This window comes from Variovorax saccharolyticus, from assembly GCF_030316765.1.
Lineage (GTDB): Bacteria > Pseudomonadota > Gammaproteobacteria > Burkholderiales > Burkholderiaceae_C > Variovorax > Variovorax saccharolyticus.
In genome coordinates this window covers 271,564-289,892 of sequence record NZ_JASZYT010000004.1, presented here as the reverse complement: position 1 = coordinate 289,892, position 18,329 = coordinate 271,564, and the positions used below count along the sequence as shown (strand labels likewise).

At 66.8% G+C, this 18,329-nt stretch carries 18 protein-coding genes; 4 read left to right on the top strand and 14 right to left on the bottom strand.

The genetic code is table 11. The features are described from left to right. The 8 genes from QTI45_RS15205 to oxc all read right to left on the bottom strand — a co-directional run bounded on the left by QTI45_RS15205 (position 1) and on the right by oxc (position 8,096). Positions 1–768 (bottom strand): fumarylacetoacetate hydrolase family protein, encoded by a 768-nt coding sequence (locus QTI45_RS15205; protein WP_286654958.1) that lies wholly within the window; start codon positions 766–768, stop codon positions 1–3. Positions 769–775: 7 nt separating this feature from the next. After that, the gene (gene sucD / locus QTI45_RS15200) at positions 776–1,636 is read right to left on the bottom strand and encodes a succinate--CoA ligase subunit alpha (RefSeq protein ID WP_286370719.1); all 861 of its coding nucleotides are present in this window, start codon (positions 1,634–1,636) and stop codon (positions 776–778) included. A 1-nt stretch (position 1,637) separates the two neighbouring features. Beyond that, entirely contained in the window at positions 1,638–2,732 is a 1,095-nt protein-coding gene (locus QTI45_RS15195; RefSeq protein ID WP_286654957.1) for an ATP-grasp domain-containing protein, read from the bottom strand. Positions 2,733–2,772: 40 nt separating this feature from the next. After that, positions 2,773–3,135, bottom strand: a complete 363-nt coding sequence (locus QTI45_RS15190; RefSeq protein WP_286654956.1) for a hypothetical protein — start codon at positions 3,133–3,135, stop codon at positions 2,773–2,775. 108 nt (positions 3,136–3,243) lie between these two features. Beyond that, complete coding sequence (gene frc / locus QTI45_RS15185) at positions 3,244–4,491, bottom strand: formyl-CoA transferase (protein ID WP_286370722.1); 1,248 nt, start codon at positions 4,489–4,491, stop codon at positions 3,244–3,246. A 34-nt stretch (positions 4,492–4,525) separates the two neighbouring features. Further along, the gene (locus QTI45_RS15180) at positions 4,526–4,963 is read right to left on the bottom strand and encodes a PAS domain-containing protein (RefSeq protein WP_286370723.1); all 438 of its coding nucleotides are present in this window, start codon (positions 4,961–4,963) and stop codon (positions 4,526–4,528) included. A 115-nt stretch (positions 4,964–5,078) separates the two neighbouring features. After that, positions 5,079–6,335: a formyl-CoA transferase gene (frc, locus tag QTI45_RS15175; RefSeq protein WP_286370724.1), complete on the bottom strand. Its 1,257-nt coding sequence runs from the start codon at positions 6,333–6,335 to the stop codon at positions 5,079–5,081. 27 nt (positions 6,336–6,362) lie between these two features. Beyond that, a complete protein-coding gene (oxc, locus tag QTI45_RS15170; protein ID WP_286654955.1) occupies positions 6,363–8,096 on the bottom strand; it encodes an oxalyl-CoA decarboxylase in 1,734 nt (577 codons plus the stop codon). Between the two features lie 185 nt (positions 8,097–8,281). On the opposite strand from oxc, the gene QTI45_RS15165 reads away from it, so the two are divergent. Further along, the gene (locus tag QTI45_RS15165; RefSeq protein WP_286654954.1) at positions 8,282–8,890 is read left to right on the top strand and encodes a Crp/Fnr family transcriptional regulator; all 609 of its coding nucleotides are present in this window, start codon (positions 8,282–8,284) and stop codon (positions 8,888–8,890) included. A gap of 22 nt (positions 8,891–8,912) precedes the next feature. On the opposite strand, the gene QTI45_RS15160 is transcribed toward QTI45_RS15165, so the two are convergent. The 5 genes from QTI45_RS15160 to QTI45_RS15140 form a co-directional block, all read right to left on the bottom strand. After that, positions 8,913–9,749: a cytidylate kinase family protein gene (locus QTI45_RS15160; protein ID WP_286654953.1), complete on the bottom strand. Its 837-nt coding sequence runs from the start codon at positions 9,747–9,749 to the stop codon at positions 8,913–8,915. Between the two features lie 12 nt (positions 9,750–9,761). Continuing rightward, complete coding sequence (locus tag QTI45_RS15155) at positions 9,762–11,291, bottom strand: tripartite tricarboxylate transporter permease (protein WP_286370728.1); 1,530 nt, start codon at positions 11,289–11,291, stop codon at positions 9,762–9,764. 17 nt (positions 11,292–11,308) lie between these two features. Further along, positions 11,309–11,830 carry a tripartite tricarboxylate transporter TctB family protein gene (locus QTI45_RS15150; protein ID WP_286654952.1) on the bottom strand — a complete coding sequence of 174 codons (522 nt, stop codon included), beginning with the start codon at positions 11,828–11,830 and terminating at the stop codon, positions 11,309–11,311. A gap of 108 nt (positions 11,831–11,938) precedes the next feature. After that, positions 11,939–12,979, bottom strand: coding sequence for a Bug family tripartite tricarboxylate transporter substrate binding protein (locus tag QTI45_RS15145; protein ID WP_444813156.1), 1,041 nt, complete (start codon positions 12,977–12,979; stop codon positions 11,939–11,941). 185 nt (positions 12,980–13,164) lie between these two features. Beyond that, on the bottom strand, positions 13,165–14,082 hold the full coding sequence (locus QTI45_RS15140; RefSeq protein ID WP_286654951.1) for a LysR family transcriptional regulator: 918 nt from the start codon (positions 14,080–14,082) through the stop codon (positions 13,165–13,167). A gap of 162 nt (positions 14,083–14,244) precedes the next feature. Between QTI45_RS15140 and QTI45_RS15135 the strand changes: the two genes are divergently transcribed. From QTI45_RS15135 to QTI45_RS15125, 3 genes are read left to right on the top strand one after another with little or no spacing between them, the layout of a single operon-like run. Further along, positions 14,245–15,102, top strand: coding sequence for an ABC transporter ATP-binding protein (locus QTI45_RS15135; RefSeq protein ID WP_286654950.1), 858 nt, complete (start codon positions 14,245–14,247; stop codon positions 15,100–15,102). Next, positions 15,099–15,935, top strand: coding sequence for an ABC transporter permease (locus tag QTI45_RS15130; RefSeq protein WP_286654949.1), 837 nt, complete (start codon positions 15,099–15,101; stop codon positions 15,933–15,935). Before QTI45_RS15135 ends, QTI45_RS15130 begins: the two co-directional genes overlap by 4 nt. After that, positions 15,936–16,739, top strand: coding sequence for an ABC transporter permease (locus QTI45_RS15125; RefSeq protein ID WP_286654948.1), 804 nt, complete (start codon positions 15,936–15,938; stop codon positions 16,737–16,739). 18 nt (positions 16,740–16,757) lie between these two features. Here the strand turns inward: QTI45_RS15125 and QTI45_RS15120 are convergent, their stop codons facing one another. Next, positions 16,758–18,284, bottom strand: coding sequence for a CoA-acylating methylmalonate-semialdehyde dehydrogenase (locus QTI45_RS15120; protein WP_286654947.1), 1,527 nt, complete (start codon positions 18,282–18,284; stop codon positions 16,758–16,760). Between the last annotated feature and the right edge of the window lie 45 nt (positions 18,285–18,329).

Genomic DNA, 18,329 nt, shown 5'->3' with positions numbered 1-18,329 from the left:
TCAGCCGAAGCGATTGCTGAGCTTGCCGATGCCCGCGATCTCGACCTCGACCAGGCTCCCCGGTTTCATCGAGCCGACCCCGAGCGAGGTGCCGCACAGGATGACGTCGCCGGGATTCAGGGTCATGTCCTGGGAGATCAGGCTGACCAGCTCGCCGACCGAGAAGCGCATGTCGCTGATCGGGTAGTCCTGGCGCGTCTCGCCGTCCAGCAGCGTCTTCACGCGCAGCGTTGCCGGATCGAGACCGGTGGCCACCACCGGGCCCATCGGGCAGAAGGTGTCGAAGCCCTTGGCCCGGACCCACTGCGTGAACGATGCGTCGCGCTGGAGTATGTCGGCCACCGTCACGTCGTTGGCGCAGGTGTAGCCGAACACGTGGTCGAGCGCGTCGGCTTCGGCGACCGCGGTGGCGGTCTTGCCGATGACGATGCCGAGTTCACCCTCGAACACCACCTTGCCGTCGCAGCGCGGCTTGCGGACCGCCTGGTCGTGGGCCAGGTAGGAGTTCGGCGATTTCAGCAGGTACAGCGGTTCCGCAGGGACCGGCAGGCCCAGCTTCGCGCCCAGCGCGTGGAAGTTGTTCCACAACGCGATCACCTTGCTCGGCTCGGACGGTGTCAGCAGCTTGAGGTCGGCGGGGCCGAAGACGCGGCCCGTGGCTTCGGAGTCTCCATACATGTCGCCCCGGTGCTCGTGGACCTGGTCGCCCTCCAGCGTGCCGAAGCCCACCTTGCCTGCGAAGTCGAAGCGAAGCCATCGTTGTTCCATGTCGCGCCTAGTCGAAGGGGAGGTAGTCCGGCATGATCAGAGACGCCAGAAGCTCTCCGATCTCGGCCGGGTTGTGGGTCACGTGAATGCCGCATTCCTTCATCACGCCGAGCTTGCCGTCGGCCTCGCCATGCTCGCCCGCGACGGTGCTGCCGGCCACGAAGCCGACCACCGGCTTGTGCATGTGTTCCCGGATCCAGCGGGCGCATTGCGCTTCGGCATCGCCGCCGATCTCGCCGATCATGATCACGGCGTCGGTGTGCGGGTCGTCGTTGAACATCTTCAGGAGCTCGATGTACTGGAGCCCCCCGACCGGGTCGCCGCCGATGCCCACCACGCTCGACTGCCCGATGCCGAAGCGCCGCAGCTGGTGGGCGACCTCATAGGTCAGCGTGCCCGATCGCGACACCATCCCGATGCGGCCTCGCTGATAGATCTCGCCCGGCATGATGCCGACCTGGATCTCGTCGGGCGTGATCAGGCCGGGGCAGTTGGGGCCCAGCAGCAGCGTCCGGCTGCCCTCCATGCGACTGCGCGTTCGGATCATGTCGCGCACCGGAATGCCCCGGGTCACGCAGACCACCAGATCGAGCCCGGCATCGACCGCTTCGTCGATGGCCGCCGCGGCGAACGGCGGCGGCACGTAGATCACGGACACGGTCGCGCCGGTCGCGGCACTGGCTTCCCTGACCGTGCCGAAGACCGGGATGCCATCCATGAACTGACCCGGCTTGTTCGGGTTCACGCCGGCGACGAAGCACTTGCGGCCATTGCCATAGCCGCGGCAGATCGCGGTGTGCACCTGCCCCGCCTTGCCGGTGATGCCTTGCGTCATCACGCGGGTGTTCTTGTTGACCAGGATCGACATCTCAGGGCCTCCCACGGGCGGCCGAGACCACGAGTCCGGCGGCCTCGGACATCTCGGACGCGCCGATGTGCGCAATGCCCGAGCGCGCGAGGATCGCCCGGCCAAGGTCTTCGTTGGCGCCTCGCAGGCGCACCACCAGCGGAATGCCGAGGCCGACCTCGCGCACCGCCGCGACCACGCCCGCCGCCACGATGTCGCAGCGCAGGATGCCGCCGAAGACATTGACCAGCACGGCCTGCAGCGACGACGTGCGCAAGAGTTGCTTGAAAGCCTCCGAGACCTTCTCGATGGTGGCGCCGCCGCCCACGTCGATGAAGCCGGCCGGCGATCCTCCGTACAGCCTGACCATGTCCATCGTCGCCATCGCCAGGCCGGCGTCGTTGGCCAGGCCGCCGATGCTGCCGCCGGTCGGCGTGCCGCAGCGGTCTGCGTCGTTGCCGCACATCGAAGCGATGTCCGGCTGCCGAAACAACGCGTTCGAGTCGAAGCTGAAGCGAACGTCGAGGGCCATCAGGCGGCCGTCGCGCGTGAGCACGAGCGGATCGATCTCCGCCCGCGACGCGTCGCTGGCATCGAAGGCCTCGTACAGATTCGACATCAGGGCGCGCGCCTGCGGAATCGTCTTCCCGACCAGCCCGATGCCGCGCGCAATGCCCTCTGCCTCGCTGCGCTTCAGACCCGTCACCGGATCGATCACCACCTTGCGGTGCCGCTCCGGTGCGCGCGCCGACGGGGACGACGCCACCAGCGCGACGCGCCGCAAGCCGCTGTCGAGCGACATGTCCAGATGGAACAGCTGGTCGATCTCGATGTCTTCCTCGACCAGCAGCCGGTCCGCCGGCCGCCCGTCCCCACCGCTATCGCCGAGCAGGGCGGCCGCATGCCGACGCACTTCGTCGATCGACCAGGCTCTTCTCACGCCACGGCGAGGGTCGCGGCGGGCTGCATGGCTCTGTGCCTTGACCACCCAGGCCCTTCCGCCGAGCCGCGTCGCTGCCGATGCGGCCTCATCCGCCGAAGCACAGGCAAAGCCGCTGGGAGTCGCGACGCCGTATCTGCGCAGCAAGTCCTTTCCCTGGTATTCGTGAATATTCATTGCATTCGAGAGAATGAATTGAATCGGATGACTCCGGGATTCAGGCCCCGACTTCGCGGCCGGTCGCTTCGGCCCAATTGAAATGTCTCGCGGTTGCAGGGCCGGCTGGCGCAGAGCGCCGCCGATGGTCGTCCTTCTTCTGCAGGATGAGCGCGACCAGGGACTCGCCCGCGTAGGCGCGCAGCAGGTGCGGCTGGTACGCCTTCAGGTAGTGGCAGATCCGCTCGGCGGCGTCCGGGCTGTGGGCAAGCAATTGCTCATGGGTCCCGGCATCCCAATGAAACCTCAGCCCCAGGTCGTAGAAGGCGGCGTTGTAGGCATTGCGCTCGATATCGTCGTCGCAATAATTGACTTCAGACAGAGTGACCATTGCATCTCCTTCGAAATGAAAACGCTGCGGCATATCGGATTGATTCGCCCTGGTCACAATGTAAGAATTACGATCGATAAATGATAATTAAACTAATTTATTCGATGCATTAGTCATGCGTTATGGGACTCGACTCGGCACTCAGATCACACGCTCTTCGCGCAAGGCGGCAATCTGCGCCTCGCTGTAGCCCAGCTGCGCGAGCACTTCCAGCGTGTGTTCCCCCAAGAGCGGCGAGCGCTTCACGTGGGTCGGGCTGTCGGACATCTTGATCGGGTTGCCCACGGTCAGGTAGCGCCCGCGGGTCGGATGGTCGACCTCGACGATGGTCCCGCTCTCGCGCAGCGAGGCGTCCTCCGCGATCTCCTTCATCGACAGGATCGGCCCGCACGGGATGTCGTAGGCATTGAGGATGTCCATGGCCTCGAACTTGTCCTTGGTCATCGTCCATTTCTCGATGCGCGCGAAGATCGGCTTCAGGTGCAGCAGCCGTGCCGCCGGCGTTGCGTATGCCGCGTCGGAGATCCAGCCCTCCTCGCCGATGACCTTGCACACCGCGGGCCACACGGCGGCCTGCGTGATGAAGTAGATGTAGGCATTGGGATCGGTCTCCCAGCCCTTGCACTTGAGGATCGAACCCGGCTGGCCGCCGCCCGACGCGTTGCCGGCCCGCGGCACGGCTTCGCCGAACTCGCCGTCCGGGTACTGCGGGTACTCGTGCATGGTGCCCGTCCGATCGAGCCGCTGCTGGTCGCGCAGCTTGACCCGGCACAGGTTCAGCACCGCATCCTGCATCGGCGCCAGCACCTTCTGGCCGCGCCCGGTGTTGTGCCGCTGCAGCAGCGCCGCGAGGATGCCGAGCGCCAGATGCAGGCCGGTGCCGCTGTCGCCGATCTGGGCGCCCGTGACCATCGGCGGGCCGTCGTCGAAACCCGAGGTCGAGGCCGAGCCGCCCGCGCACTGCGCGACGTTCTCGTAGACCTTGCAGTCCTCGTACTTGCCGGGGCCGAAGCCCTTGACCGAAGCCACCACCATCCTCGGATTGAGTTCGTTGATGCGCTCCCAGCTGAAGCCCATGCGGTCCAGCGCGCCGGGCGCGAAGTTCTCCACCAGCACATCGCATTGCTTGATCAATGTCTCGAGCACCTCCCTGCCCTTGGGCTTCTTGGTGTCGATCGTGATCGACCGCTTGTTGTGGTTGAGCATCGTGAAGTAAAGGCTGTCGACGTCGGGGATGTCGCGCAGTTGCGTCCGCGTGGCGTCGCCCTCGCCTGCCCGCTCGACCTTGATCACATCGGCGCCGAACCAGGCCAGCAGTTGCGTGCAGGTGGGGCCCGACTGGACGTGGGTGAAGTCAAGGATTCGATAGCCTTCCAGGGCTTTGCTCATGGGGGTCTCCGGTCTCTGTCTGTGCAGCGTTGGTTCATCGACCCGCCGCCGCCAGGGCTTCGAGCTCGGCCACGCGTTTGCGAAGCTCGCGCTCGTCCTGGAAGCGTTGGGTCTCGTCACGAATCACGGCCACGACCGCGCTCACCTTCCGCTCGGGCGTGAAGAGCATGGCCACCGTGAATGCGATGGACATGGCGCGGCCGTCCTTGTGCACGGCCGGCACGCGCAGCAAGTCGTTGCCGTATTTCGTGGTGCCAGTATCCATGGATTTGTGATAGCCGTCCCAGTGGCGCTGGCGCAGGCGTTCCGGCGTGATGAGGTCCAGAGAGCGCCCCAGTGCCTCCGCCTCGGTGTAGCCGAACATCCGCTCGGCGCCCGGGTTCCACAACGTGATGGCACCCGCGGCATCCGAGGCGATGATCGCGTCGCCCACCGCCGCAACGATGGCCTGACAGTCGACATCCGAGTTCATCGCGCATCTCCTTGATTGGCTGTGTTCAAGCCATTTTCCTTCTCGCTGGCGCCAAGAAAAACGGCACCCGTCGGGCGCCGTCCATCCGGTTGCCGGACCGAACCGGAGCCCAGGCTCAGACCGCCTTCGCCGCGTGCAGCTCGGCGATCTGCCCCTTGCTGTAGCCGAGCTCGGCCAGCACTTCGTCGGTGTGCTCGCCCAGCAGCGGCGAGCCGGTGATCTCGGGCTTCAGGTCCGAGAACTTGATCGGGCTGCCGACGGTGAAGTAGCTGCCGCGCTCCTTGTGCGGCACCTCGACGATCGAGCCGCTGGCGCGCAGCGACGGATCGTGCAGCAGTTCCTTCATGGTCAGCACCGGCGCGCAGGGGATGTCGAACTTGCGCAGGATGTCGACGGCTTCGAACTTGGTCTTGTCGGCCAGCCAGGACTCGATGGTGGCGAAGATCGCCGTGATGTGCGGCTGGCGCGCCTTCGGCGTCATGTAGTCGGGATCGGTCTTCCACTCGGGCTTGCCGATGGCGTCGCAGATCGGCGCCCAGGCGTGGCCCTGGACGGTGAAGTAGATGTACGCGTTCGGGTCGGTCTCCCAGCCCTTGCACTTCAGGACCCAGCCCGGCTGGCCGCCGCCGCCTGCGTTGCCGCCGCGCGGCACGACGTCGCTGAAGGTGCCGTGCGGGTATTGCGGGTATTCCTCGAGGTAGCCGAGCTTGTCCAGCCGAAGCTGGTCCCGCATCTTGACCCGGCACAGGTTCAGCACCGCGTCCTGCATGGCGCAGGCCACGCGCTGGCCCCTGCCGGTCTGCTGGCGGCCGATGATCGCGGTCAGGATGCCGATCGCCAGGTGCATGCCGGTGTTGCTGTCGCCCAGGGCCGCGGCGCTCACGGTCGGCGGGCCGTCCCAGAAGCCGGTGGTCGATGCGGCGCCACCCGCGCACTGCGCGACGTTCTCGTAGACCTTCAGGTCGTCGTAGTGATGGCCGTCGCTGAAGCCCTTGACCGAGGCGACGATCATCTTCGGGTTCAGTTCCTGGATGCGCTCCCAGGTGAAGCCCATGCGGTCCAGGGCACCGGGGCCGAAGTTCTCGACCAGCACGTCCGATTCCTTGATCAGCTTTTCCAGCACCAGCTTGCCTTCGGGCTGCTTCGTGTCCAGGGTGAGCGAACGCTTGTTGCTGTTGAGCATCGTGAAGTAGAGCGCATCCACATCGGGGATGTCGCGCAGTTGCGTGCGGGTGACGTCGCCCGCACCCGGGCGCTCGACCTTGATCACGTCGGCGCCGAACCAGGCCAGCATCTGGGTGCAGGCCGGACCCGCCTGCACGTGGGTGAAGTCGATGATCTTGATGCCGCTGAGAGGTTTGTTGCTGCTCATTTGATGGATCTCCTGGGTTGCGTTCAATTACTTCTTCTTCGCCAGACTGGGGTTCAGGCTGGTGATGCGGCCACTTTCGGTGCCCGCGGATTCGTCGATCACGGCGTTGATCAGCGTCGGCCTGCCGGAAGCGACCGCCTCGCCGAGGGCCGCCTGCAGTTCCTCCGCGGTCGTGGCGTGGACGCCCACGCCGCCGAATGCTTCCATCAGCTTGTCGTAGCGGGCGTTCTTGACGAACACGGTGGGCGCCACGTCCGAGGTGCCGCTGGCGTTCACGTCGGTGCCGCCATACACGCCGTTGTTGTTGAAGACGATGACGCAGACCGGCAGGTTGTAGCGGCAGATGGTCTCGACCTCCATGCCGCTGAAGCCGAAGGCGCTGTCGCCCTCGATGGCGATCACCGGCTTGCCCGTGACCACTGCGGCGGCGACCGCGAAGCCCATGCCGATGCCCATGATCCCCCACGTGCCGACGTCGAGGCGCTTGCGCGGCTCGTACATGTCGACGATGCTGCGCGCGAAGTCCAGCGTGTTGGCGCCTTCATTGACGACGATGGCATCGGGGCGCGCCTTGACCGCATCGCGGATCACGCTGAGCGCGCTGTGGAAGTTCATCGGCGAGGGCCGCGCGGCGAGCGTGGCGACCATCTTCGACTGGTTCTTGTCCTTGCGCTCGGCGATCGCTCCCGTCCATTCGGCGGGCGGCTTGGCCCAGCCGCTGCCGAGGCCCGCCAGCAGCGCCGAGACGCAGGACCCGATGTCGCCGATCACCGGTGCGGCGATGGCCACGTTGCTGTCGATCTCGGTGGGTGCGATGTCGACCTGGATGAACTGCTTCGGCCCGCCCCAGGTCTTGCCCTTGCCGTGCGAGAGCAGCCAGTTGAGCCTGGCGCCGACCAGCATCACGACGTCGGCCTCCTGCAGCACGAAGGAACGCGCCGCGGCGGCTGATTGCGCATGGGTGTCGGGCAACAGGCCCTTGGCCATGGACATCGGAAGGTAGGGGATCCCGGTCTTTTCGACCAGCGCACGGATGTCGGCGTCGGCCTGCGCATAGGCGGCGCCCTTGCCCAGCAGGATCAAGGGCTTCTTGGCGCCCCGCAGCAGATCGAGCGCGCGGTTCACGGCGTCGGGCGCGGGGATCTGCCGCGGCGCCGGATCGACCACGCGGATCAGCGACTTCCGGCCGGCCGCCGCGTCCATGGTCTGGGAGAACAGTTTGGCCGGCAGGTCGAGATATACGCCGCCCGGGCGGCCCGACACGGCCGATCGGATCGCCCGCGCGATGCCGACGCCGATGTCCTGCGCGTGCAGCACGCGGAACGCCGCCTTGCACAGCGGCTTGGCGATCGCAAGCTGGTCCATCTCCTCGTAGTCGCCCTGCTGCAGGTCGACGATCTCGCGCTCGCTCGATCCGCTGATCAGGATCATCGGAAAGCAGTTGGTGGTGGCGTTCGCGAGGGCGGTTAGGCCGTTCAGGAAGCCGGGCGCGGACACGGTCAGGCAGATGCCGGGCTTCTGGGTCAGGAAGCCCGCGGCCGCCGCGGCGTTGCCCGCATGCTGCTCGTGGCGGAACGAGATCACCCGGATGCCCTCGGCCTGCGCCATCCGCGTGAGGTCGGTGATCGGGATGCCTGGCAGGCCGAAGATCGTGTCGATGTCATTCAGCTTGAGCGCGTCGATCACGAGGTGGAATCCGTCGATGGTCGGCTCTTCTTGTGACTTCGAGGTTGCCGGCGGTGTGGCCAGGACAGCGGACATCTTTTCTCCTTGTTGCGAATGCGTACCGACGACTTGCGCACGTGCCTCTGCCCCGCAGTTCGGTCCATGGCCTGGAAAGATTCCAGAAGTCGTGTGAGGACTATCATTCGGGGTTCCCGTTCCGCCCGTTGACCTCGGTCAATTTTCGGAAAATCAAGTCGCGGGAAAACCCCCATGAGACTGCAGTGACACCCCTTTCGAATCACCCCGAGAAAAACATCATTCGCGTCGAGCTCCGGCACAACACCCTGCTCAAGGATCTGAGCGACGGCGACCGCAGCGAACTGGAGGCGCATCTCGTGATCGCCGACGGCAACAAGGGCGACGTGCTGTTGAACCAGGGTGTGCGCGAAATGGAGCAGTACTTCATCCTCGACGGCATCCTCAAGCGGGTCGTGAGCAATCCGGAGGGCAAGGAAATGATCCTGCGCTTCGCCGACCGGCACGACATGGAGACCAGCTACGCCGCCCTGCGGCTGGGCACGCCCACGCCTTACGGGATCGTGTGCGTGACCAAGGCGCGCGTCGCCAGCATGCCGCTGCAGGAATGGATCGCCTTCCTCGACAAGCGCCCGGCGACCAAGGAACTGTTCGAGCTCAGCGTGATGCGCGGCATGGGCGAGATCATGGCGCACACCATCACCCTCCACCTGCTGGACGCGCCCGGGCGCGTGCACCGGTTCATGCGCAAGCATGCCGAGCTGGTCGACCGAATACCGAGCAAGGAACTGGCCTCCTACCTCAACCTCTCGGCCGAGACACTGAGCCGCCTGAAGAAGCGCGGGAAAATCTGAAGCCCCCCGCCCGCCCCGCCGCTCAAGTCTGTTTCGACGAAGCGAATCGCCTCGAAGTGGCCATCAGCCTCAACTGGTTGTCCACGCTCTTCACGCCGCCGACCGCGGCCGCGACGGTTTCGGTCTGCATGCGCTCCTCGGCATTGAGCACGATGCCGCGCAGGACGATGCGGCCCTGCTTGGCCTCGACCGTGACGTTGATCGCCTGCGTCTCGGGCCAGTCCTTCAAGGCGACCCGCACCCGCGCCTCGAGCGCCATGTTGGCCAGCAGCGCCCGCGACTCCGCGGTTTCGGCGAACTCCGGGCGGCGCACCAGCTGGGCGATCTGCTCCACGCAGCTGTCCACCGACACCCGGTCCGTGTTGAGCACCAGGTCGTAGAGAAGCGGGTCGCCCCAGGTCACGCCGAACTGCTCGTTCATGCGCGACGAGTGGGCCTGGTCGCTGCGGCGGATCTCGGCTTCGGCGAAATCGGCGTCATCGGTCTCGAGGTCCCCCATCAGCCATTCCACGCGCTTTCGCATCGAGCGCGTCACGCGCACGCACACCACGTGCGGGACCGGCCTCAGCAGGCAGGTAGCGCCCCATCCCCGCAGCACGACATTGCCGCGGTCGGCCAGGGCGAACAGTTCTTCGGCCGTGTACAGCGCGACGCTGCGCTGGTCGGTCTTCAGCCGCTCGATCAGTCCTGCCTTGCCCTCGCGCAGTCGCCCGATCAGGCTCTGGGGTATCTGCATCTTGTCGGCCACATGCTCCACGATCTCGTGGCGCATGACGTTGAGCTCGAGCGTCTGCGCCAGCTTGACGGCGACGTCCTTGGCGAGCGAGCCCATTTCCTGGGTCATTGCGATGACTGGCATGTGTGTCCCCGATCAATCCAGCGGCCGGTCTGCGGCGAACTCGTCCATCTTCTTGGGCTTGATCAGCGCCAGCACCTTCGAGATCAGCGGCCAGAACAACAGCGTCAGGGCCAGTGCCGTGATGGAGCCGACCAGCGGATTCGAGAACATGATCATGACGTCGCCCTGCGACATCAGCATCGCCTGCCGGAACGAATCCTCGGCCTTGTCGCCGAGCACCAGGGCGAGCACCAGCGGCGCCAGAGGAAAGTCGAGCTTCTTGAACAGGTAGCCGACGATGCCGAATCCGAGCATGAACCAGATGTCGAGCATCGCGTTGTGCACCGTGTAGGCGCCGATGGCGCAGATGACGATGATGACCGGCGCGATGATCGAGAAGGGAATCCGCAGGATCGACGCGAACAGCGGCACGGTGCTCAAGACCACGATGAGGCCGACCACGTTGCCCAGGTACATGCTGGCGATCAGGCCCCACACGAAGTCCTTCTGCTCGACGAACAGCAGCGGGCCCGGCTGCAGCCCCCAGATCAGCAGTCCGCCCAGCAGCACCGCCGCCGTCGGCGAGCCGGGGATGCCCAGGGCCAGCATCGGCAGCAGCGCGCTGGTGCCGGCCGCATGGGCCGCGGTCTCCGGCGCCACCACGCCTTCCATTTCGCCGGTCCCGAACTTGGAGCCCTTGCGCGACATCTTCTTCGCCAGCCCATAGCTCATGAACGAGGCCGGCGTGGCGCCGCCCGGCGTGATGCCCATCCAGATGCCCACCAGCGAACTGCGCAGCGAGGTCACCCAGAACTGCGGCAGCTGCTTCCAGGTCTCGAGCACCACCTTGGGGCTGATCTTGGCGGTCTTGCCGGAGAACTTCAGGCCCTCTTCCATCGACAGCAGGATCTCGCCGATGCCGAACAGGCCGATGACCGCGATCAGGAAGTCGAAGCCGCGCATGAGTTCGGTCTGGCCGAAGGTCAGTCGCAGTTGGCCCGTGACCGTGTCCATGCCGACGCTCGCCAGTGCGAAGCCGAGCGCCATCGACGCCAGGATCTTGAAGGGCGAACCCTTGCCCATGCCGACGAAGCTGCAGAAGGTGAGCAGATAGACGGCGAAGAACTCGGGCGAGCCGAACTTGAGCGCGAACTTGGCCACCAGCGGTGCCAGGAAGGTGATCATGACCACCGCGAAGAAGGCGCCGACGAAGGACGAGGTGAAGGCGGTCGTCAAGGCCTCGCCGGCACGTCCGCGCTGGGCCATCGGATAGCCGTCGAAGGTGGTCGCCACGGACCACGGTTCGCCCGGGATGTTGAACAGGATCGAGGTGATCGCCCCGCCGAACAGCGCCCCCCAGTAGATGCAGGACAGCATGATGATGGCCGAGGTCGGCGACATCGTGAAGGTGAGCGGCAGCAGGATCGCCACGCCGTTGGCGCCGCCCAGGCCGGGCAGCACGCCAATGAGAACCCCGAGGATGATCCCGACGAACATCAGCAGGATGTTCATCGGCGTCAGGATCACTGAGAAGCCTTGCATCAAGGCACTGATTTCGTCCATCGCGTGTTGCTCCGTGCTCAGTAGCCGAGAAAGCGAAGGGGGTCGAGTGCGCCTTTGAACAGCGGCACCTTGAACCACACTTCGAACATGAAGAAGAAGGTCGCGTTGACGGCCAGCGCGACGATCACGCTCTTGATGCGCGAGTACTTGCCCAGCACGATCATGAACAGCGCGATGTAGATCGCCGAAGCCAGGTACAGCCCCAGGAGCGAGACCACGGCCACGTAGAGCGTCGCCGGCAGCAGCACCGACATCACCCGCCTCAGCTGGACGGCGTCGACGAAGACCTGGGTGTTCCTGTTCTTGCCCAGCAGCGCCTCATACAGGATGCCGGCGGCGGAGATCGACAGGATCAAGCCGATCCAGAACGGGAAGTAGCCCGATCCCGGACCGTCGCTGGTCCAGCCTGCTCCCAGGCGGCGGCTCTCGACGATCACCACGATGCCCACCGCGAGCAGCACCAGGGCGACCGCCGCGTCGACGATATTGGTGGCGACGCCCGTGCGTGGCGCGCCAGTGGAGTCTTCGTTGTCCTGCATCGAGTCCCCAATCGTGTTGAATCAAACAAGGGCAAAGGCGAGCGCCATCGCCACCGGCCGCGTCGGCAGTGACCACCTCCGGCACCGCCTGGCGCCAGCCGGTGCGTGCTACTTGCTGGAACCGGCCATGAAGCCGGCTTCGGTCATCAGGGTCCGATGCGCGGCCTCGGCCTCGCCGAGCCACTTCGTGAATGCCTCGCCGGTCATGAACTTCGGATTGAAGGCGCCCTTTTCCATGTATTCCTTCCACTCGGGCGTGGCGGCGATCTTCGTCAGGAGGTCCACATAGAAGGCGCGCTGCTCGGGCGTCACGCCCGCGGGCATGAAGATGCCGCGCAGCATCGTGTAGTCGGTGGGGATGCCGGCTTCCTTGCAGGTCGGGATGTCGTTCCAGGACTGGGTGTCGGTCACCTTGGCCTTGAAGGGCATGCGTTCGGCGTCGAACACGCACAGCGCGCGCAGCGAGCCGGCGCGCCACTGGGCCACGGCCTCGATCGGGTTGTTCACGGTCGAGTTCACGTGGTTGCCCACCAGCTGGACCGCGACCTCGCCGCCGCCCTTGAACGGGACATAGATGAACTTGGTGCCGGTGGCCTTCTCGATCGCCACCGTGATGATCTGGTCTTCCTGCTTGGAGCCGGTGCCGCCCATCTTGAACTTGTTCGGCCCCCCGGCCTTCACGGCGGCGATGTACTCGCCCGCGTTCTTGTAGGGCTCGCCGGCATTCGTCCACAGCACGAACTGGTCGAGCGCCATCATTGCCACCGGGCTCATGTCCTTCCAGTTGAAGGGGACGCCCGTCGCCATCGGCGTGGTGAACAGGTTCGACAGCGAGATGATGATCTTGTGCGGGTCGCCCTTGGCCTCCTTCACCGAGAGGAAGCCTTCCGCGCCGGCCCCACCCGACTTGTTGACGACCACCAGCGGCTCTTTCATGAGCTTGTGCTTGACGACGATGCCCTGGATCAGGCGGGCCATCTGGTCGGCGCCTCCGCCCGTTCCGGCCGGAACGACGAACTCCACCGGCTTGACGGGTTCCCAGGCCAGCACAGGAGTCGACACCGCCGCGAGGGCCGTGGCGGCAACCATTGCGGGACCAGCGAATCTCGCCGCACCGAGGCGCGAACGCAAAAGCAAATTCTTGATCATGTTGTCTCCTGTAAATCGTCGCTTGGCTCTGATTTCTTCTGGAACTCTGCGGGCAGATTTCCGGTGGGCTGAATGCTGCGACTCCGCATGAGAGAAGCGGCTTGACCACGGTCAATTTTTTTTTAATTCCCTATCGGGGTTACCCCGTACCGACGCAGCGGCCACGCACGCACGCGAGATGCGTGTCAGCTCGCATGTGAGGGCGCGCTTACTTCATGGAGCTTTTCCGCGACGCCGCGCAGGGTCTCCCAGACATGATCGGCGGCGGGAGACAGCGCGCGCCCGCGACTGCGCACGAGTGCGATCGACCGCTCCACCGGCGGCGAGAGGGCTTGCATGAGGAAGCCGTCCGTGTTGTAGGGCAGCTGGGCGAGCGCGGTCGTGACGCCGGCGAGATTGCCGTTCCCGAGCAGCTTGAGAAGGGTCGCCGCATGTGGGAGCACCTGCCGGACATGGGCCTTCACGCCGTGCTGCAGCAAGGTCCGGGCAATGGCCTCGGAGCTGCCGGCCGTGTCGTCGAGGAGCACCAGTGCTTCTCCGTCGAGACTCGACCAATGCGCACTGCGATGCGGTCGCTGCCGGTGGCGCTGGGTCACCAGCAGAAACGGGTCGCTGCCGACGACCTCCGACTCCAGGTCGTCGCGAAGGCCGGGATTGATGGCGATGCCGAAGTCGACCTCTCCGCGAACGACGCTTTCCATCGCTTCGTCCTGGCCTCTTTCGCGGAACGAGATGCGGATGTCGGGGGAGTCGACGGCACAGGTGGCCACGCACAGGGGAAGCAAGGCCGCCGACAGGACCGGGCAGCCTCCGATGCGCACCTTGCCGCTGCGAACCGACGAAGCTTCGGACACGCGGCGCAGCGTCTCGTCGAGGTCGTCGAGAATGCGATCGAGCTGCGCCACCAGTTTCTCGCCCGCATCCGTGAGCTTCACTTCGCGCGTGGTGCGGCTCAGCAGCTTGACGGCCAGCAGCGCCTCGAGCTCGACCACCGCGCGGCTGACCGCAGGCTGGGTCAGGCCGATGCGATGTCCCGCGAGACTGAAACTCTGCCTCCTGGCGACTTCCCTGAATATCCTGAGCTGCTGGAGAGTGATGTTCATCGTCTGGAATCGCCCGGGGGCGGAGGCACTTCGAAACGGCGTGATCATGCCCGCAAGCCGGCCCCGTCGGCAGCAATTCGTTCTGCCGCGCCAAAGACGGCCGCGCGCGACACCTAGAATCCGCCTCCGCCTTCCTGCCACGCACGCCGGGCGACTCGCACCATGCCCCACATCCTCGTCGACCGCCTCGTCAAGACCTACCGCATCTCCGAACGCGACCCCGGCCTGGCCGGCGCCGTGCGCGGCCTGCTGCGGCGGCGCCAGCGCACGGTCGAGGCGCTCGCGGGCGTCTCCTTCGCGCTCGAGCGTGGCGAGCTGCTCGGCTTCATCGGTCCGAACGGCGCCGGCAAGTCGACCACCATCAAGATCCTGGCCGGCATCCTGCGCCCCGACGGCGGCCGGGTCGAGGTCGACGGCCGCGATCCCTTCGAGGATCGCGAGCGCCACGTGGGCCGCATCGGCGTCGTGTTCGGGCAGCGCACGCAGCTGTGGTGGGACCTGCCGGTCGGCGAAGGCTTCGACCTGCTGCGCGACATCTACCGCGTCGACGCGGCGCGATACCGGCGCACGCGCGACGAACTGGTGTCGCTGCTGAAGCTCGAGCGCGTGCTCGACCAGCCGGTGCGACAGCTGTCCCTGGGCCAGCGCATGCGCGCGGAGATCGCCGCCGCGCTGCTGCACGAGCCGGAACTGCTGTTCCTCGACGAACCGACCATCGGCCTGGACGCGCCATCCAAGCTCGCGGTGCGCGAATTCGTGCGGCGTGCCAACCGCGAACGCGGCACCACCGTGCTGCTGACCACGCACGACATGCACGACATCGAGGCGCTGGCCGAGCGGGTCATCGTCATCGGCCACGGCCGGGTGCTGGCGGACAGCCCGGTCGAGGCGCTGCGCGCCCAGGTCGCGGCCGCGGGCATCGCGGCCGACGCGGCGATCGACGAGGACGAGCGCGAAGACCTGGCCATCGAGGAAGTGATCTCGCGCTTCTACGCGATGCACGGAGCGCACGAGGCGTGACGCTGCAGGAGCTGCTCCGGCCGTACCGCGCGGCCTTCGCCTCGCGCTTCCTGCAGATGCTGCAGTACCGCACCGCCGCCCTTGCGGGCTTCGGCACGCAATGCTGGTGGGGTGGCATCAAGGTGATGGTGCTGGCGGCCTTCTACGGCAACGCGGCGGCGGCCGAGCTGCCCATGACGCTGGCCCACGCCATCACCTACACCTGGCTCGCCCAGGGCCTGCTCGCGCTGCTTCCCTGGGCCGGCGATCCCGAAGTGGCGCAGGCGGTGCGCAGCGGCTCCGTGGCCTACGACCGCCTGCGGCCGGTGGACGCCTATGGGCTGTGGTTCGTGCGCAGCGCCGGCTGGATCGCGGCGCGGGTGCTGCCCCGGCTGGCGCTGATGCTGGCGTTCGCCGGTGTCGCACTGCCGCTGCTGGGCTGGGGCGAATGGGGCTGGCAGCCGCCCGCCGGCATCGCGGCGGCCGCAGGCTTCGGGCTCTCCGCGCTGATGGCGCTGCTGCTGTCGGTCTCGATGGTGATGCTGCTCAACGTGGCGGCGGCCGCCGCACTCAACGAGCGCGGCATCAACGCGATCGCGGTGCCGCTGGTGGTGGTGCTGTCGGGCAACCTGCTGCCGCTGGCACTGCTGCCCGACGGCTGGCAGACGGCGCTGCTGCTGCAGCCGCTGGCCGGGCTCATGGACATCCCGATGCGGCTCTACATGGCGAAGTTCACGGGTTGGCAGGCGCTGGGCGGCATCGCGCTCCAGGCCTTCTGGATCGCCGTGCTGATCGTGCTGGGCCGACTCGCCATGCGCCGGACGATGCGCCGTCTCGAAGTCCAGGGCGGCTAGATGAACGGCATCTCCCTGTTCCTCCGGCTCGTGGCCGCGTCGCTGCGAGGGCAGGCCCGCTACCCGGCGTCGGCCATGCTGCTCACGCTGTCGCAGTTCCTCGCCACGGGCATCGAGGTGGTCGCGATCTGGGCGCTGTTCGATCGCTTCGGCGACGTGCAGGGCTGGCGCATCGGCGAGGTGGCGCTGTTCTATGGCCTGGTCAACGTGATGTTCGCGCTGGCGGATGCGCTAGGCCGCGGCTTCGACGTGCTCGGCACCGAGTTCCTGCGCACCGGCGCCTTCGATCGCCTGCTGCTGCGGCCGCGTTCGCTGGCGCTGCAGTTGATGGGGCACGACCTGCGCATCAGCCGCCTCGGCCGGCTGCTGCAGGGCGGGATCGTGCTGCTGTTCGCGAGTGCGCAGGCGCCGATCGCCTGGACGCCGGCGCACCTGGCGCTGGCGCTGTTCGCGATCGCGGGCGGCGTGGCGCTGTTCCTCGGCATCCTGGTGCTGCAGGGCACGCTGGCCTTCTGGACCGTCGAGAGCCTGGAGCTCGCCAATGTCTTCACCTACGGCGGCGTGGAGGCGGGCCAGTACCCGATGGCACTGTACGCGCGCTGGTTCCGCCGCCTGCTGACCTTCGTCGTGCCGCTGGCCTGCGTGGCCTACTACCCCGGTCTCGCGATCCTCGGGCGGGCCGACCCGCTCGGTGCGCCGGCCTGGGTCGGCTGGCTGTCGCCGCTCGCCGGCTTCGCGTTCCTCGCGCTGTCGTTCGGCGCCTGGCGCCTCGGCGTGCGGCACTACGCCTCGACCGGGAGCTAGGCCGAGCGCTGACGCTCGCTACTTGGCCGTCGGCATCACGAACTCGGCGCCCTTGGGCGTGCTCTCGGGCCAGCGCTGCATGATGGACTTCTGCTTGGTGTAGAAGCGCACGCCTTCCTCGCCATAGGCGTGCATGTCGCCGAACAGGCTCTTCTTCCAGCCGCCGAAGCCGTGCCAGGCCATCGGCACCGGGATCGGCACGTTGATGCCCACCATGCCTACCTGGATGCGGCGCGAGAACTCGCGCGCCACGTTGCCGTCGCGCGTGAAGCAGCTGACGCCGTTGCCGAACTCGTGGGCGTTGATCAGGTCCACCGCTTCCTTGAGGTCGTTCACCCGCACGCAGGACAGCACCGGCCCGAAGATCTCTTCCTTGTAGATGCGCATCTCGGGCGTCACGTGGTCGAACAGCGTGCCGCCCATCCAGAAGCCGTCGCCGCAACCTTCGCCGGCGGCAGTGCCGTCGAAGTTGCGGCCGTCGACCACCAGCTTGGCGCCTTCCTTTTCGCCCTGGGCGATGTAGCCCGTGATGCGCTCGTGCGCCGCACGCGTGACGATCGGGCCCATCTCGGCAGCCAGGTTGGTGCCGTTGAGCACCTTGAGCGTGCGGGCGCGCTCGGTCAGCAGCGGCATCACGCGGTCGGCCACGTCGCCCACCAGCACCGCCACCGAGATCGCCATGCAGCGCTCGCCGGCCGAGCCGTAGCCCGAGCCGATGAGGGCGTCGACCGTCTGCTCGATGTCGGCGTCGGGCATCACCACCATGTGGTTCTTGGCGCCGCCCAGCGCCTGCACGCGCTTGCCGTGGCGGGCGCCGGTCTCGTAGATGTAGTTGGCGATCGGCGTCGAGCCGACGAAGCTGATCGCCTTGACGTCGGGGTGCTCGATCAGCGCGTCGACCGCCTCCTTGTCGCCCTGCACGACGTTGAAGACGCCGTCGGGAAGGCCCGCCTCCTTGAGCAGTTCGGCCAGGCGCAGCGACGGGCTCGGGTCGGTCGGGCTCGGCTTGAGCACGAAGGTGTTGCCGGCCGCGATGGCGACCGGGAACATCCACATCGGAACCATCACGGGGAAGTTGAAGGGCGTGATGCCGGCCACCACGCCGAGCGGCTGGCGCAGGGTCCAGTTGTCGATGCCGGTCGACACCTGGTCGGTGAAGTCGCCCTTGAGCAGCTGCGGGATGCCGCAGGCGAACTCGACGATGTCGATGCCGCGCGTGACCTCGCCCTGGGCGTCGGTGAAGACCTTGCCGTGCTCGGCCGTGATCAGGTGGGCCAGTTCGTCCTTGTGCTGGTTCAGCAACTCGAGGAACTTGAACATCACGCGGGCGCGCCGGATCGGCGGCGTGTCGGCCCAGGCCGGGAAGGCGGCCTGCGCCGCCGCCACGGCGGCGTCGACGTCGGCGCGGCCGGCCAGTGCCACCTTGCCGCTGACCCGCCCCGTCGCGGGATTGAAGACCTCCTGCGAGCGGGCGGAAGCGCCAGCGGCAGGACGGCCTGCGATGAAGTGGGCGATGGCGGCGGGAGCGTGGGTTTGAGCTGTCATGGTCCACAGTCTAGGAACGCCGGATGCGTCTGCCAAGGCTCGCCG

What these genes read in the sequence shown, in the direction of transcription:
- QTI45_RS15205 (WP_286654958.1), bottom strand. Translation starts at nt 768, where the DNA reads ATGGAACAACGATGGCTTCGCTTCGACTTCGCAGGCAAGGTGGGCTTC.
- sucD (WP_286370719.1), bottom strand. Translation starts at nt 1,636, where the DNA reads ATGTCGATCCTGGTCAACAAGAACACCCGCGTGATGACGCAAGGCATC.
- QTI45_RS15195 (WP_286654957.1), bottom strand. Translation starts at nt 2,732, where the DNA reads ATGAATATTCACGAATACCAGGGAAAGGACTTGCTGCGCAGATACGGC.
- QTI45_RS15190 (WP_286654956.1), bottom strand. Translation starts at nt 3,135, where the DNA reads ATGCCGCAGCGTTTTCATTTCGAAGGAGATGCAATGGTCACTCTGTCT.
- frc (WP_286370722.1), bottom strand. Translation starts at nt 4,491, where the DNA reads ATGAGCAAAGCCCTGGAAGGCTATCGAATCCTTGACTTCACCCACGTC.
- QTI45_RS15180 (WP_286370723.1), bottom strand. Translation starts at nt 4,963, where the DNA reads ATGAACTCGGATGTCGACTGTCAGGCCATCGTTGCGGCGGTGGGCGAC.
- frc (WP_286370724.1), bottom strand. Translation starts at nt 6,335, where the DNA reads ATGAGCAGCAACAAACCTCTCAGCGGCATCAAGATCATCGACTTCACC.
- oxc (WP_286654955.1), bottom strand. Translation starts at nt 8,096, where the DNA reads ATGTCCGCTGTCCTGGCCACACCGCCGGCAACCTCGAAGTCACAAGAA.
- QTI45_RS15160 (WP_286654953.1), bottom strand. Translation starts at nt 9,749, where the DNA reads ATGCCAGTCATCGCAATGACCCAGGAAATGGGCTCGCTCGCCAAGGAC.
- QTI45_RS15155 (WP_286370728.1), bottom strand. Translation starts at nt 11,291, where the DNA reads ATGGACGAAATCAGTGCCTTGATGCAAGGCTTCTCAGTGATCCTGACG.
- QTI45_RS15150 (WP_286654952.1), bottom strand. Translation starts at nt 11,830, where the DNA reads ATGCAGGACAACGAAGACTCCACTGGCGCGCCACGCACGGGCGTCGCC.
- QTI45_RS15145 (WP_444813156.1), bottom strand. Translation starts at nt 12,979, where the DNA reads ATGATCAAGAATTTGCTTTTGCGTTCGCGCCTCGGTGCGGCGAGATTC.
- QTI45_RS15140 (WP_286654951.1), bottom strand. Translation starts at nt 14,082, where the DNA reads ATGAACATCACTCTCCAGCAGCTCAGGATATTCAGGGAAGTCGCCAGG.
- QTI45_RS15135 (WP_286654950.1), top strand. Translation starts at nt 14,245, where the DNA reads ATGCCCCACATCCTCGTCGACCGCCTCGTCAAGACCTACCGCATCTCC.
- QTI45_RS15125 (WP_286654948.1), top strand. Translation starts at nt 15,936, where the DNA reads ATGAACGGCATCTCCCTGTTCCTCCGGCTCGTGGCCGCGTCGCTGCGA.
- QTI45_RS15120 (WP_286654947.1), bottom strand. Translation starts at nt 18,284, where the DNA reads ATGACAGCTCAAACCCACGCTCCCGCCGCCATCGCCCACTTCATCGCA.